The organism is Shewanella sp. 8A (genome assembly GCF_023475945.1).
Classification (GTDB): Bacteria; Pseudomonadota; Gammaproteobacteria; order Enterobacterales; family Shewanellaceae; genus Shewanella; species Shewanella xiamenensis.
Genome location: NZ_JAMDJP010000016.1, coordinates 18,549 through 33,436, shown reverse-complemented (window position 1 = coordinate 33,436; position 14,888 = coordinate 18,549). Strand labels below are relative to the sequence as shown.

The following is a 14,888-nucleotide window of genomic DNA, read 5'->3' as shown; positions in this document are numbered from 1 at the left end:
TGGCCGTTTTTATTTGGAGAGTCTATGAATCAATTCCATCCATCCTTGGATTTGTATCATCGGAACAAAGGTAAAAGGTCCATAGTGCCTGATACGCCTTTCATACTGCTTGCCAAGCGCATTCCTCCAATGTACTGGAGACTTTTCCAAGGTGTTACCTTGGATAGTCGTATGGGATACACAGGCAGGCGGCAGTTCCACAATCTTGGGCAAGCAATTGATTGGGCAAAGTCATCAGTTGGTGATTCCTGGTCAAACAAGAGCTTTCGTAAGCCAGTTGGCCTCGATACCTTACTTGTCTGTACTGCGAGCAAGGTGCCTGAACATCTGGTCGAAGAACTGAAAAGGCGTGTTAGTTGATACGTCTTTGATCTTTGCACCCTAAAAGGGCAGTTTGAGCGTTCCTGTTCACACTGCTCTCGTGGAACAATCAAAGTGAGGAGGGAATACCCTCCCACTTTCTCAGATGCCTTCGCTGAGGGTTGCTGAGAAAGTGAGTTTTGTTCTCTTCGGAGAGCGAAAACGTGCGATAGCTGGTCGCCTAAAACAAACAGCATTAAACCTCAGCCTAAGGGCGCACTGCGCCTGTCAGGCTCTGTGTGCCCCAAAATTACTTTAAGGAGCGCACATGTCTCATTTAACTAATCTGAAATCCGTAATGGTCTCTCTTGCCGCCGAACATAAGCTGCCTGAAATCTACAAAGATGACATCACTACCGATGTGGAGTCTCTGGAAAGATTTGATGGTTTGCGTTTGGTATGGCTGTTGCGAGATTGCGGCAGCGTTTTGGTGCCAACGGAAGTTGGTGTCAATCCGATCTATATCACCCATTGGCTGTGGTCTAACCACGGTCAGCAGGTGGTTCCGTTCTCTGTAGATACCCGCACGGGGTTGATTGAAAAAATCGACTTTGAGCAAGCTGAAAAGCTAATCATGCAGATGCCTTGCAATCTATCGTCATTGCAGAACAAGGAATATTTGGTTGACCAAGTAAACCGAGTTTTGAAACGTGGTTGTGAAATGCGTATCTGGGGTATCTTCGAGTCTCCAAGTTCGGTCGAGTCTGTAGGTGGTTGGAAAGAGTGGCAGAGCTATTTCAGCTCTACTGGGAATCGGCTGATGGCTGATTTCATTGGTAAAGCCATTCGATTTACGAACCCACATTAATCCGCCGTTCAATTAATAACCCTATGGGGCCTCAATAGCCCTGAGGGGCAGGGGCTCTGCAATCGCAATAAGGAGCCCTTATGAAAAAATTATCAGCTTTGGAATCAGTTCTTAACCACGACAAACCTTCTCGACGTTTTCTTGATGGACTCAACGAAAACCAGATGAAGGACCTGTCAGGAGAGATATTCGCCAAGCTCTATTGGAGCAAGCGTAATCCCCAGTGGTACGAGAAAGACACCAAGCGGCTGTTTGCACGACTTCGTTGGATTCAGCGCATCATCAAGAAGCGTTTAAAGACCGGCAAAGTTAAACCTGAACTGACTGAAAATGGTTCAGTGATGGAACGCTTTAGCTTTCCCTGCGGTGACACTCTCGATTTCTTCCGTCGGTACTTGCGCCATCCCAAATGGGAGGTTATGTACCAAGATTCGGGGTGCAGTGCCTTTTGGAAAAATGAAGCAACGCTTGAGCTATGCACCTACTGCGAAGGTGATGTTGTCATGATGAAGGCTCCCGATAAAGTTGCTTTCGTTCGTGATTGCAATCGCCTTAGCTGGTGGTATGCAGATAACGCTTGATCTTAATCCCTAACCAGGGGCGAACCTGCCCCTGATGGGAGCATGGTGCGCCCCATCTATGATGGAGGACGCCATGTTCAAATCATCAGTATGCTCCTACGAAAATAGGGGGCCTTACGGAAACAACAAGTACAGAGGTAACTGCTCAGGCTTTATTGTGAAGGACTTTATTGAATCCTACATGAGAAAGCCTAATGGTCTGGTGGCCGATCCCAGTGTAGGGGGAGGTTCCAGTATCGACGTTGCCAATGAACTTGGTATCCGTTTCAAAGGAACAGACTTGCATCAGGGATTCAATCTGCTGCGGGATGACTTCCTTTCGTTCCTGGGAGAGCCTGCCCACCTTATCTGGTGGCATCCTCCCTACTGGGACATGATTCAGTATTCCGGTATGCAGTGGGGCGAGCCCAACAAATGGGACATGAGTCGCATGAACTTGCCGGAGTTCGTTGAAGCTCTGGAGTTGGCTGTTATGAACATTCATGACGCCTGCGAGCGAGGGGGACACTACGGAATACTTATGGGAAACCTGAGGCGAGATGGGGACTATTACAATCTCTCTAGCCTTGTAGAACGTATAGCGCCTGGGAAGCTGGTGGATGAGATCATCAAAACGCAGCACAACTGTGTGAGTGATCGAACTCAGTATTCTGGGAAGCTGGTGCGTATCGCCCATGAGAAACTGTTGGTGTTTCGTCGTAACGACGTTGCCTCATCTCTCAGTCTTCTTGCTGCGGTTCACCGTCGAGCAACCAATATGGTTTCGACAACATGGAAAGCTGCAATACGGCGTGTCCTGCAAGGGAAGACGTTGAAGCTGGAGCAGATTTATCAAGAGATCGAACCTTATGCAAAGCATCGAGAGAATAACCACTGGCAAGCAAAGGTCAGGCAGGTTCTCCAAGATGCCAGGTTCTTTATTCGCATCGAGGTAGGTGTCTATGCACTTGCTGAGTAGCCCAACCGGGGCGTGACATCCCGGAAGGGGTGGTCGCGCTCATCAATAACTAAGGAGCGTGACCATGAACGTACAACTGCAAGCCAGCAACAATGTTCTGCTGGAGCAAATCGAAAATAAAGGCCTCACTGTTGAAACGCATTGTCGCAGTGGCTTTTGTGGCATGTGCCGGGTTCGTCTTCTCAAAGGTCAAGTGGCCTATGACGAGACCCCCGTCGCATTTGTCAAAGAAGGGGAAGTGTTGGTTTGCTGCGCTAAAGCAAAAACTGATGTGACCTTGGAAATTTAACCCATCCGGAGGGGCCTTTCCTGCGGGTGAGGCTCCTCTATACATTACGAGGAGAAACACCATGTCTATCAAAACCAAAGTTGAACAAATCGCATACGGTCATGCTACTGCTCAAGTGCTCAGTGAACTGGGTCAACAAGAGAATTGGTACAAGGCTTATGAGTATTTGTCTGAGTGCGTAGAGCGGGGAGATGAGCCTGATGATCTGATCGTTTGGCAACCGTTTGAGCACTGGGAGTGGAAAGACATTCTGGAACAAATCGAAAGCGAAGCCGAGTCTCTGCTTTCGACAATTAAGTCGGTTTTGGCATTGGCCCACAAAGGCATCATACAGTCAGCGATTGATTGTTCTCTGGATTCGGACATGACCCAGCTAGACCTGATTGGAATGGTCGAACTTGGCAATGACATCGAAGAAAGCGAGAGGGCTGGAGGTGGCTATGCAGCTTAACCGATACACGGCCAGAGAATCTGATAAAGGTCGGATTCTCCGGACTATAGGTTGGTGCAAACGCAACCACCTTACACTTGCCGGTCTTCCATACGACGACAACCTTGCTGGGAGAGAGGGGATCAGCCTGGAGATAATCACTCCACCAGGTATGTCGAGGGAAATGCTGGAGCAAGCTGTCAGAGAAGGGTATTCGGAACGAGATGTTGTCAGACATCGCATTCTGGAGTGCCCCGTCGGCTGGTTCATGGAAGCTGATGGCAAGGCATTTGATCATGAATTATTCCACGATTACGTGGTTGCTCATGGTTCTGGCGAGCCTTCCAGTGAAGCCTATGAGCTGGCGGAACGATGGTTCTGGCAAGGTAACGATTATGCGTTGATAGCAGCAGAGATAGTTGCTCGTGATCTTTGTGTTCGTGATGACGAGGATTGAACCTATGACCGCTGTAGCGCATATAGCAGCAGATAACCTTTTACCAGCCTGTGGTGGTACAGAGAAGCCGTTTACCGTCAGTGGTAGGCAATGGCTTTACTGTTACCACCCTGCTAGTGGAAGGCACTGCTACTTAGATCTCGATAACGACCATCCAGTTTGGCATCGAGGATTCCATCCCGCTTTTCATCCTGAGTTTGAGTTTGCTGACGAAGCTGAATTGCCTCAGTCAGTCAAGCAAAAGCCGGATCATGAAGAGCTGGAGGATTTTTACTTTTAACCCTCGGGGCTGCTCTTCCTGATGGGAGACGGTCCCACATTCTCAAAAGGAGAAGACCATGACAGATCACAGTCAAACGATTGTGTTCCCAGGGAACAATGTTGAATCACTTGCTGAGGCTAACGCCATGTTGAGCGCTGTGTCGGAAGATGCACGTAAAGCAAGCAATCTGAAAGACAAGTGTGACCTTGAATCACTTCAAATCTGGCTGGAAGAGAGTATCAACTCTCAACTGGCAGGCGCGAAGTAACTATGACTGTAACCCCACTGGGGGCTTCATGCCCCCGTGGGGGCATGGTGCCCATAAAAGGAGCCACCATGAACGCAGTAAAGATGATCCAGAAGGAAAGCCAGCTTGAGCTGCCTCTTTTTTTCTTGGACGAAGAGCCGAAAACCGCAGAAGTTATTCCATTTGAGCCAAGGCTTGAATGGTCTGATGATGAGGTGAAGCAGTTAAGATATGGGCTTCTATGGCACAGCCTTAGGGTCCTGGCAGATGGTCGAGCAGGAACTGAAATCAAGCAGGAAACGATGGAGTGGATGATGTCCGACGAGGTGCATCCTTTCTCATTTGTGGCCTGCTGCGGTGAAGCCGGTTACGATCCATCTGGAATAAGGGAAGGCGTGAAGTCTATCCTAAACCGCTTAGCGCGGGTTAAAGCAGGGGGTTAACCCCCTGCTTTCCCAGCGGCATCGACTTTCACATGTGAAAGTTTTGTGCCACTCGGAAAGCAAGATTTTGCTCTCTTACGAGAGTGAATAGTGAGGTAGCTGGCCTCCTCAAACAAACAGCATTCAACTTAACCCTTGGGGGATCACTGCCCCTGGGGCTGGTGGTTCCCTGTCAAACATGGAGCCACAACTATGACTACTCTTGCCAGCTTTGCGAATCCGATTTCTGTTATTCAACTCTCACCAACCAGTGGGGTGTTTGGCTCAAATCAGTTCGTAGGAGACAAAGAGGGATTTGTACAAAAGGTGCTCGGAAAGTGGTACTGCAATCCAGGGAATACCATTCCCGTTGAGAGCATGTCCCACCTAGAGCAGGCTGAGAAACTGTATGACTTTTATGTCAAGTATCTCCAAGTGAAAGAAAAGACCTCTGTGAACCTTGGACGGGTGCTGCATAAGCTGTACAGCACTGGTTCTATCAAGGAGGCAGAGATCGCTCTTGAAGCAATAAAAACTCAGGCTGGCGTGACAGCTTGATCAATCAATCAACCCTAAGCCGGGTGCATCCGCCCGGCTAGGGACGTGGTGCGCCCCCAAACTAATTGGAGAGCATCATGGAAAAACATAACCTCAAATCTGGATTCAGCATCTATTTCGCTGACGTCCATTTCGAGAAACAAGTCTACGCATTCGGCTCAGGACTGGGCTTCACCTCTGTGATTTACGCCTACTCGCTGGGCCGAGATCCGGAAGAAGCTGAAAAGCTGGCGCTTGAGAAGTACGACTCTGACGATACGAAGGTGAAAAAGGTGCATGTCAATCTGGCTCGCAGCCAGGACATTAACCGCTACACCTTTCCTGAACATATGGCTGGCTTTGCTAATGCCATTCAGTCTCACGGCGTTGCAGTGAACTGAGAACCACTTTAAACCCATCGGGGCCATTACTTCCCGATTGGGACGGTAGTGGCCTCTCAACCGAAAGGAGAGAGCTCATGGCTACTATCGTAAACACTAAGTTAGGAGAACATCGAGGCAAGAAGCGCGTCTGGCTGGAAGGTCAAAAGCTACTGCGTGAAGGTTACTATCCTGGCATGAAGTACGATCTGGAATTGAAAGACTCCCAGGTTGTTCTCCGTGTCAAAGAGGAAGGTAAATTCACCATCAGTAAGCGTGAGCGCAATGGCCGAGTGTATCCAATCATCGATCTGACCGCGCAGGAACTCGCTACCGTTTTTGACGGCGTAGAGATGCTCCGCGTGTTCATTCGTAACGGCGCTATCGTGATCTCCGCTCACCATCAGCATGAGCGAGTGATCGAGCGTGTCAACAGGCTTATCAGTAAGCTGGAGAATGGAGAATCGCTGTCAGTATGCAGCCTCTTTCATGGGGGTGGTGTGCTCGACAAAGCGGTTCACGCCGGTTTTCACAAGGCGGGAATTGCCAGTGCCATATCTGTGGCCGTGGAGATGGAAGGGAAATATCTCGATTCGTCTTTGGCAAATAACCCTGAGCTCTGGAATGAAGATTCAATAGTTATCGAATCACCAATCCAGGCAGTGAATCTCAGCAAGCGCCCACCGCAGGTGGATGTCTTGATGGGGGGAATACCTTGTACCGGCGCATCGAAGTCAGGTCGTAGTAAGAACAAACTGGAGTTTGCCGAATCGCATGAGGCGGCAGGTGCTATGTTCTTTAATTTCCTGCAATTCGTAGAAGCGCTAAACCCAGCAGTTGTGCTGATTGAGAACGTGCCCGAGTACCAGAACACAGCTTCGATGGAAGTTATCCGTTCTGTACTCTCTTCGTTGGGCTACTCCCTACAAGAGCGCATTCTCGACGGCAATGAGTTTGGGGTTATTGAACGCCGCAAGCGTCTTTGTGTCGTTGCACTTTCCCACGGGATCGACGGTTTTGAACTTGAGAAGGTTCAGCCTGTTCGTACCAAGGAAAGCCGCATCCACGAAATCCTTGAGCCGGTGCCTCTCGATTCTGAACGTTGGAAGTCATTTGACTATCTGGCTGATAAGGAATTGAGAGACAAAGCCGCTGGCAAGGGGTTCTCTCGTCAGCTCCTGACTGGATATGATGAGTATTGCGGCACCATAGGTAAGGACTATGCAAAATGCAGAAGTACCGAGCCTTTCATTGTTCATCCGGAACAGCCTGAGTTGTCTCGCATCTTTACACCGATAGAACATTGTCGAGTGAAGGGGATACCAGAGGAGCTCATCCAAGGTCTATCGGACACTGTTGCCCACCAGATTCTCGGGCAATCTGTAGTCTTTCCCGCGTTCGAGGCTTTAGCCCTCGCATTAGGGAACAGTCTTTGGAACTGGGTTGGAATGATGCCGATCATGGTCGAAGTCGTGGATGAGTCACAGCCGGTTATCGGTGGTGAAGACTTCCATTGGGCAACGGCTCTAGTTGATGCAAAGGGCACTCTCAAGCTGTCACCGACAGCAGAAAGACAGGGGATGCCCTTCAACATTATGGACGGTCAATTGGCTGTCTATTCACCTAATGGAACCAAAAAAAGCTGCGGCCATGAACCTTGCGAATATCTCCCGGTAATGATGACCGGAGACGCAATTGTGGTCACTTCATCTTTGGTTCATTAGTAACTCACCGGAGCAATGCCGAAAGGTCTTTGCTCCGGCCTATCCGTAAGGAGAGTAATTATGAAAATCGAAACTGTTGTGCCTTTACCTCCCGAGGATTCAGGCCTTCAACACTGCATTGCCAGGTTCCATAACCGCAATATGGATTCCAAGCGAAAAGACAAAACCCGTTTTTTCAGGAGGGAGCCGGTTATGATCGTAAACCCAGAGACCAAAGCAAAGGTACTCCGGTATGCGATGGGCAACCCTGGGAATTTATCCATCACCAAGCTGGCGGTCGCGCTGGATTACGATGCGGTAGATGCTCTGGGTGTTCGTTTTAAAGACACTGTAAATCTTGAGGTTCGCAGAGCCAGGCGCTGGGAAGTCTGGCAGTGGTTCTGGAATCATCCGGATCAAAGTGTCCAACTGTCAATCAAACTGGGCGTGGTTGGTGCTGTGTTGGGAGTGATGGGCTTCCTGACCGGCGTAGCTCCGTACCTCTTGGGATAAACCAATAAGCCGTTAACGGGCAATGTAAGTCCGGAGACGGCTTGCATTGCTCTCTCGAAAGTGGAGAGTCAAATGAATACATTGAAACAACTTGTAAATCAGAGGGTGCTTGAGGAAGGTCTGAAAAAGGCGAAGCCATTGGCCGCGCAAATGGGGCTTGAATCAGTACCTGATGAGATGCTTGAAATGATCTGCCCGAACTTGAACTACTCAGGGCAATTTACGCCAGCTCTGTACGCAAGATTTCAAAGCGTAAAGCGATTGCTGAAAGAGTTGTCGGAACAAACCTCACCGAAGCACGGGCATATTGTGAAGTTTACCTACCAATATGGGAGCTACGACGAGTCTGCTTTGCTGTTCAAAGAAGGAGACATCAGAAACGAGAACCTGATTGCTTGTGTTGGTGGGAAAACGCTAAACCTCGGAGAGTTAGAGCTTCGAGATTATGGGCTCAATATGCACATCGGTTGCGGTGGACCATTTGAGCCGATCTCAGAAGCGCAGATTCAGTCTTTGTCTGAGTTTGACTTCTATGAGACGACATACAAATTCTGGGGCCAGCGCCCATGTGGAGGCGGGATGATAGACATCACCGTCCCTATGAAACGTTGGTTCTTGACTGTGTAGTTTAAACCTGAGTGCGCCGAGAAATCGGCGTACCTTTCCCTTAAAATGGGTAATAAGCGCAGGGGGGAACCCCTCTCTTTCCCAAGCATCTCGCTCTACCTGGATGTTTCGGAAAGTGCCTTAGGCGCTCAAGTGCGGTAGCTGACTGCCAAAAACAAACAGCAAATTATCAACCCTGCCGGGGATAGCTCTCCGGTAGGAGACTATCTCCAAAAAACTTATGGAGATATAGATATGTCAAATTTCGATCAAATAGCAACCGTACACAAACTTACGGTTGTGAGAAAAGTTGATGAGCATGACTCAGAATTCAATGTTTACTTATGTAAAGACCAGCTCGGTAACGAATGGGCTTTATCAAAAGAAGGGGAGCCTGAGTATGCTGAGTGGGGTGTTTACAATGTATGCGTCTAGCGAAGTACACCTAGCATCGATGTTCTGATTGTCTAAAAATACCTGCTCAATGATAAATTTGGAGCAGGTGATGAAAACATACAGAACAACTACTCAGTGGCAGATGCTACTTCAACAACGCGGCTCGTTTAGTGGCACTAATATCGAATTTTGCCAACACCATAATGTCTCTATCACCACTTACTATAAACAGCGCGCTTTACTGGCTGAGTATCAGCCTAATTCAACCTTGCCACTACAAACAACGAACCCCACATCATCACGTTTTATTCAGTTAAAACAAACCACCACTGAAGTCTGCGCGCAAACTCATCAAAATGTGGTGCAGTTTGATATCCGCACAGGCCAGTTAATGTTTCCTGCCAATTTAGCAACGAACGATATCGTTGCCATCATTAAAGGGCTGATGGCATGAAGATGTTTGTTGATGTGCCCACCGTTTATTTATGTGTGGATGTGGTCGATTTTCGTAAATCGATTAATGGATTAGCCGCCTTAGTGGAAGCAGAGCTTGAACTACCGGTGCTCAGTGGTGCGCTATTTGTGTTTTGTAATAAAGGGCGCGACAAACTCAAACTGCTGTACTGGGATAACACCGGGTTTGCCCTGTGGTATAAGCGATTAGATAAACATAAGTTCAAATGGCCTAAACTCATGTCACCCACCATGACATTAACCGAGCAACAATTACACTGGTTATTAGCGGGTTATGATGTGATTGGCCACAGCAAAATTGATGTCGCAGGTAAGCAAGTGCTTTAATTATTCAAAAGAGTTGGCGATCGATTGATGATCATCAAAAGACGTTCAGTTAGCACTGGAAAGCCTTTTGTTATGCCTTAAAATAGGCTTCATGAAAAATGAACTCGCCCTTAAACAGCGCATCGCTGAGCTGGAAAAACTGCTCGAAAATGAGCGGCAATTATCTTTACAGAAAGATGCACAAATCGCTGCGTTAGAAGAACGCTGGCGCCTGGCTCAACAAAAACAATTCGGCAAAAGTGCTGAAGGCTTTGTGGGGCAAGGCGAGTTATTCAATGAAGTGGAAGAGATTATTGAAGCCATTGAGGAAGAGCAGCAATCCATTAGTTATACCCGTAAAAAACCGGTGCGTAAGCCACTGCCAAAAGACTTACCCCGTGAACAAGTTATCCACGATATAGAAGATAAAACCTGTGATTGCTGTGGCGGTGAGCTACATAAAATGGGTGAAGATAAGTCAGAAAAGCTTGAGTTTATTCCCGCTCAAATCAAAGTGATTGAGCACATTCGGCCTAAGTACGCTTGCCGTCACTGTGATAAATCCTCGATTCAAACACAGATAAAGCAAGCCTCAATGCCTGCCATGCCCATCAACAAAGGCATTGCAACAAGCAGTTTGCTCAGTCAGCTTATCACCAGTAAATACCAATATGGGTTACCGCTTTATCGCCAGGAAGCCATGTTCAAGCAATACGGTATTGAGCTCAGTCGCCAGACCATGAGCAGCTGGATAGACAAATCCGCCGCACTCTTCGCGCCACTAGTTGAGCGACTTAAAGCCGAGCTGTTAAAGCAGCCCACGCTGTTTGCCGATGAAACGCCATTAAAGGTGGTGAAATCCGATAAAGTGAACAGCTACATGTGGGTGTATTGTTCAGGTCGAGATTCACCAGACCCGAATAATCCTATCCCTAATATCGTGCTTTACGACTTCCACAATAGTCGCGCGGCCGCCTGCGTGGTTAATTATCTTGATGGATATCAAGGGTATTTACACGTGGATGGTTATCAGGCCTATGCCAAAACAGAGGCAACCTTAATCGGCTGTTGGGCTCATGCTCGTCGTAAATTTATCGACGCGAAAAAGCTACAAGGGAAAAATAAAACCGGCAAAGCGGATGTGGTATTGAGCCTTATCCAAAAACTGTACGGCGTTGAGTCACGCGTTAAAGATAAAAGTGTGGATGATAAATACACGACAAGACAACAAGCCAGTGTGCCTATACTGGACAAGCTAAAAGCATGGCTTGAGCAGAACCAGCCAAATTTAGTGGGCAATACCAAACTAATTGAGGCGGCTAATTACCTGGCTAATCAATGGCACAAACTCATTCGCTATGTGGATGATGGACGACTCAGCATCGATAACAATAGAGCTGAACGTGCAGTAAAACCGTTTGTGATAGGCCGAAAAAATTGGTTATTTAGCCAAACGGCTAACGGTGCACATGCCAGTGCCGCCCTTTACAGTATTGTGGAAACCGCCAAAATAAATGGTCTAATCCCATTTGATTACATCATGGTTTGCCTTGATGAACTGTGTAAACCAGAACCCAATATCGATAGCTTGTTACCCTGGAATTTTAAACAGTAGGTGTGGTTCGCTAGACGGTTACTTTACAATTATATCGTTCGTAACGATGTTTTTATGATCACCACTCCTGTATCACTACCTTGTATGACATGGGAGCTTGTAGAGCTTCCCAAAGATTATAAAGGTGAGCTACAAGTCGGTATGTCAATCAACTAGAACCTTATGCGCTCAAGTGCGATGACGTGCTTCCAAAATATCAACCCTGACGGGAGCACCTCCTGTTAGGGGGGGCTCCGTCCTTTACTGAATGGAGAAATAATATGTCAACTATACAAATTCACACCGACGCCCAGCGTTGCCAGAAAACTGGTGAGGTTACGGCAAAAGTTCGGCTCGGATGTAAATGCGGTTGCCAGCCGGAGATCGGAGCGCTGACTGTGAAAGATATGTTCTCGATTGGAAGAAGTGAGCGACGCTCACAAGCCCATTTAAAGGCCATATTTGTTCCGGCAGAAGATCTTAGAGGTCATGACCTTCAATGTTCTAGGCAAATAGATATTGAGGGACTGAATGACTTTTTCGCGCTATCAGATGCAAGCATCCGCTAGTGACAAAATTTTAACCCTACCGGGGTGCTTTATCCCGGAAGGGATGGGCACCCTGCTAATCCAGGAGGCCCTATGCAACAAACATTAAACTTTGATCTATCAGAACAACCCCTTCCTGTGCTTTTGCGTGGGGATAAGTGGGATTCTGTTTGGTCAGAACTGACTGATAACGAGGATTTGAACTTCGTTGATGCCAGCAGAGGAACCAGTCTGTCATCGTTGATCACGTCATCGGTTGAGGCCATTCACGCGGCCTTAATTGATGGATGGACCATGATGATCGGCTATTCCAGTGGTAAAGATTCTGAAACGGTCTTGCATCTGTTCCTGATGGCCCTGATCCGGGCTGTAAGGAGTGGGGCGACCATCAGCCAGCACCACTTCATCTTGCATACTGACACACTGATCGAAAGCCCAGAAGTAAGATGGCTGGCGGATCAGAAACTGGCCGAGCTGGAGCGTTTCATTGCGAAGGAAAATCTTCCTTTGACCATCGTTTTGGCAAAGCCGGGGATCACGCAGAGTTGGACGGGCCGAATCCTTACGGGGAGGGGGTTGCCTACGTTTAGCAACAGTGCGAGACAATGCTCGAACGATCTGAAAATCACTTCTGCTAAGAGAGCTAAGGCCGCTTATATGCGGGACCTTCCCAGGGAGGTTCGGCAGAAAGTCTGCCTTTTGCTGGGCAGTCGTGATGCTGAAAGCACTATTCGTGCAGCCAACATTGCAAAACAGCGAGGAAGCTCAGATCGCGTCATTAAGACGAAGGATGGGGGTGAGCTGTATGTAGTGAAAAACTGGTTGGCGAGTGATGTATGGGAGTTCTTGTTATCCGCTGGCATGGGCTCAAAATATCCTCTGCCAAGTTACTTGGAGAGCAATGTCACTACGGCAGAGCTCTACAAGGCGGCAACAGGAGAGTGCGTGTGGTCGGCAACAGAGAAAAAGGCCAGTGACGCCTGTGGCGCTCGCTTCGGTTGCTGGGCTTGCCAGGCTGTTGGGTTGGATAAGTCAATGGAGACATTGCTTGCCACGGACCCTGAAAGGCATGGCTACATGTCAGGGCTGAACCGCATCCAGCGCTACTTGGCTAAGCGCCGGTACGCATGGGAAGACCGCCATCCCGTAGGTCGAACGATTTACGAGGGTGGATACATCAAAATACAGCCGGACGTTTACAGTCCTGTTTTCCTTGAGCGATTGCTTCATGTCTGTTGCAGCATGGACTACATGGAGCAAAAGAGAGCTGATGAGCTGGCTTACAAGCTGGCTACTGGACAAGCAGAGGATAACGACTGGAACCGTCGAATGGCAGAGCCACAATTCCGGATCATATCGGAAGAGGCTTTAGTCCATATCGACTTCATGTGGGCCTTCCATCATTTCAATGATAAGCCTTTCCATGCTCTGGAGATTTACCACAGGGTTTGGTCGATGGGTGATCTGGACTTGCTGGAAGATGAGCCGCAGTGTGAAACCGTTCCTCAGTCACCAATTCCGAAGCCATTGTGGTTGAAGGTTGGACGATGGGGCGATGGTTCGCTTTCTGATGGCTTGGCCGATCCGTTAGCGGAAATGGTTTACTTTGACGGCGGGGATGACCCGTTGGCAACGAAAGTAATCAATACCGCAGACGGAAAGAGAAGGGTGGTCTGTTTCGCAGAAGATGATGAGGTGAAAGTCGATCCCGACTCCGCTGCGTTCATCATTTGGAACGAATACCCGCGACTAAGAGAGTCTGTGCTAAAGGGACATTATACGCCCGGCAGCGCTGCTCAGTTTTACCTTAGGTTTGGAACAATCCAGCTTGCGAAAGGAAAAGGCGCTTTGTATCACCGCATGATGCAAAGAGGCCAAACCTACCACCAGATGGGCCTTACTGGGCTCCAGACGATGGAAGGAATCCAACAACGTAAGGATGTCAAAGTGCTTAGCGATGCCAAGTACAAAGATTTGGTTATGCGAAAAATCAAAGGAAGACTGGCAACTGTACGCTGGTGGGTAAACTTGCACTTAACGTTCAAGTACCACCTGCACCACCGGACTCCGACAGGTTTGTTCATCGAGAAGCAACTCAACCAGGAAGCAATGGAAGAACAGAAGCGGCATCAAGCACGATGGTTTAACTACGTGACCGATGCAATGCTATGTTACTCCAGTGCATTCTGTATGAGCGTCATGGAAGGGCGAGAAGGAAGCGGAAACGCTAACATCCGCCGCTACATGATAGCGACCAGAAGAAAGGCTTATACGGCGCTCTGTGAGCTCCTAAACAATACTGATGCACCTTGGGTGTCTGATGTGTTACAGGGGGCATTGGGGCAGTATGAGTCGATACAGGCAGCTTTAACCGAAGGTTCAGCGCTGACTATTTATCTGGATTGGATCAACCTACTGTCAAAACGTCACCCAGCCTCTTTGGAACGACATGTCAGAACGATGATCAAGGCGGTTCAACGCAAACATCGTCGTAACGGCACAGAGTTGCAAAGAGGACAACAAGGCTTGTCCTTGGCCGCATAAAATGCCCTCCTTCGGGAGGGCTTTTTCTCTTGCACCCCAAAAGGGCAATTACAGCGTTTTACCCTTGTACATGCCTGTCATACTCTTTGCTTATTGTCAGCGTTTGCTGGCTATAACGGTAGCTGGCCTAAAACAGCAATAAACTTACCCCTCGGGAGGAAACCCCTCCTGGGTTTCTCTCCCATAACCAAAGGAGAGAAGCATGAGCCTAAAAAAGTTAAGTCGGCTGGTGGACCAACAACGAAAGACCCAGGATGAAATCAATGATGAAATCATTCTGGCCGTCAAAGAGGTGTTGGCTACCAATTCAGTCGGTTTAGCCCGTGAGCTTGTTGGGGGTGTCCCGCAAGATCATCCATTCCATCCGTTTTTACTCGCTATAGCTAAGCAGCTTGACCCGAGATAACTAAGTAACCCAACCGGGTACACCAAGGCCCGGTCGGCTTTGGTGTACCTCCAACCAATTTTGGAGG

Annotated in this window: 21 protein-coding genes; all 21 read left to right on the top strand. The window is 48.4% G+C overall.

The genetic code is table 11. The features are described 5' to 3' along the window. Positions 1-24 precede the first annotated feature (24 nt). The 21 genes from M0413_RS13545 (at position 25) to M0413_RS13445 (ending at position 14,821) form a co-directional block, all read left to right on the top strand. Positions 25-360: a hypothetical protein gene (locus tag M0413_RS13545; RefSeq protein WP_249554571.1), complete on the top strand. Its 336-nt coding sequence runs from the start codon at positions 25-27 to the stop codon at positions 358-360. A 268-nt stretch (positions 361-628) separates the two neighbouring features. Beyond that, entirely contained in the window at positions 629-1,168 is a 540-nt protein-coding gene (locus tag M0413_RS13540) for a hypothetical protein (protein ID WP_071681730.1), read from the top strand. Positions 1,169-1,248: 80 nt separating this feature from the next. After that, a complete protein-coding gene (locus tag M0413_RS13535; protein WP_249554570.1) occupies positions 1,249-1,749 on the top strand; it encodes a hypothetical protein in 501 nt (166 codons plus the stop codon). A gap of 73 nt (positions 1,750-1,822) precedes the next feature. Continuing rightward, positions 1,823-2,707, top strand: coding sequence for a DNA adenine modification methylase (locus M0413_RS13530; protein WP_071681775.1), 885 nt, complete (start codon positions 1,823-1,825; stop codon positions 2,705-2,707). A 64-nt stretch (positions 2,708-2,771) separates the two neighbouring features. Then, positions 2,772-2,996 (top strand): class I ribonucleotide reductase maintenance protein YfaE, encoded by a 225-nt coding sequence (yfaE, locus tag M0413_RS13525; RefSeq protein ID WP_038220027.1) that lies wholly within the window; start codon positions 2,772-2,774, stop codon positions 2,994-2,996. A gap of 61 nt (positions 2,997-3,057) precedes the next feature. After that, positions 3,058-3,447 (top strand): hypothetical protein, encoded by a 390-nt coding sequence (locus M0413_RS13520; protein ID WP_021293652.1) that lies wholly within the window; start codon positions 3,058-3,060, stop codon positions 3,445-3,447. Next, entirely contained in the window at positions 3,437-3,883 is a 447-nt protein-coding gene (locus M0413_RS13515) for a hypothetical protein (protein WP_249554569.1), read from the top strand. Before M0413_RS13520 ends, M0413_RS13515 begins: the two co-directional genes overlap by 11 nt. A gap of 4 nt (positions 3,884-3,887) precedes the next feature. Beyond that, a complete protein-coding gene (locus M0413_RS13510; RefSeq protein WP_071681721.1) occupies positions 3,888-4,163 on the top strand; it encodes a hypothetical protein in 276 nt (91 codons plus the stop codon). Between the two features lie 58 nt (positions 4,164-4,221). Continuing rightward, complete coding sequence (locus M0413_RS13505) at positions 4,222-4,413, top strand: hypothetical protein (protein ID WP_071681719.1); 192 nt, start codon at positions 4,222-4,224, stop codon at positions 4,411-4,413. A gap of 68 nt (positions 4,414-4,481) precedes the next feature. Beyond that, a complete protein-coding gene (locus tag M0413_RS13500) occupies positions 4,482-4,835 on the top strand; it encodes a topoisomerase II (protein ID WP_231897577.1) in 354 nt (117 codons plus the stop codon). A 192-nt stretch (positions 4,836-5,027) separates the two neighbouring features. Continuing rightward, a complete protein-coding gene (locus tag M0413_RS13495) occupies positions 5,028-5,372 on the top strand; it encodes a hypothetical protein (RefSeq protein ID WP_071681718.1) in 345 nt (114 codons plus the stop codon). 77 nt (positions 5,373-5,449) lie between these two features. Then, a complete protein-coding gene (locus tag M0413_RS13490; RefSeq protein WP_071681717.1) occupies positions 5,450-5,752 on the top strand; it encodes a hypothetical protein in 303 nt (100 codons plus the stop codon). A gap of 77 nt (positions 5,753-5,829) precedes the next feature. Beyond that, on the top strand, positions 5,830-7,455 hold the full coding sequence (locus tag M0413_RS13485) for a DNA cytosine methyltransferase (RefSeq protein ID WP_249554567.1): 1,626 nt from the start codon (positions 5,830-5,832) through the stop codon (positions 7,453-7,455). A gap of 60 nt (positions 7,456-7,515) precedes the next feature. Next, the gene (locus M0413_RS13480) at positions 7,516-7,947 is read left to right on the top strand and encodes a hypothetical protein (RefSeq protein ID WP_000687894.1); all 432 of its coding nucleotides are present in this window, start codon (positions 7,516-7,518) and stop codon (positions 7,945-7,947) included. Positions 7,948-8,019: 72 nt separating this feature from the next. Then, complete coding sequence (locus tag M0413_RS13475; RefSeq protein ID WP_117005506.1) at positions 8,020-8,574, top strand: hypothetical protein; 555 nt, start codon at positions 8,020-8,022, stop codon at positions 8,572-8,574. Positions 8,575-8,808: 234 nt separating this feature from the next. After that, positions 8,809-8,988, top strand: coding sequence for a hypothetical protein (locus tag M0413_RS13470; RefSeq protein ID WP_249554565.1), 180 nt, complete (start codon positions 8,809-8,811; stop codon positions 8,986-8,988). A 70-nt stretch (positions 8,989-9,058) separates the two neighbouring features. Then, the gene (locus M0413_RS13465; protein WP_249554563.1) at positions 9,059-9,403 is read left to right on the top strand and encodes an IS66 family insertion sequence element accessory protein TnpB; all 345 of its coding nucleotides are present in this window, start codon (positions 9,059-9,061) and stop codon (positions 9,401-9,403) included. Next, complete coding sequence (tnpB, locus tag M0413_RS13460; protein WP_249554562.1) at positions 9,400-9,750, top strand: IS66 family insertion sequence element accessory protein TnpB; 351 nt, start codon at positions 9,400-9,402, stop codon at positions 9,748-9,750. Before M0413_RS13465 ends, tnpB begins: the two co-directional genes overlap by 4 nt. A 91-nt stretch (positions 9,751-9,841) precedes the next feature. Beyond that, the gene (gene tnpC, locus M0413_RS13455) at positions 9,842-11,344 is read left to right on the top strand and encodes an IS66 family transposase (RefSeq protein ID WP_249554561.1); all 1,503 of its coding nucleotides are present in this window, start codon (positions 9,842-9,844) and stop codon (positions 11,342-11,344) included. Positions 11,345-11,964: 620 nt separating this feature from the next. After that, entirely contained in the window at positions 11,965-14,415 is a 2,451-nt protein-coding gene (locus tag M0413_RS13450; protein WP_249554560.1) for an adenine nucleotide alpha hydrolase family protein, read from the top strand. A 202-nt stretch (positions 14,416-14,617) separates the two neighbouring features. After that, positions 14,618-14,821 (top strand): hypothetical protein, encoded by a 204-nt coding sequence (locus M0413_RS13445; RefSeq protein ID WP_013141582.1) that lies wholly within the window; start codon positions 14,618-14,620, stop codon positions 14,819-14,821. Positions 14,822-14,888 lie beyond the last annotated feature (67 nt).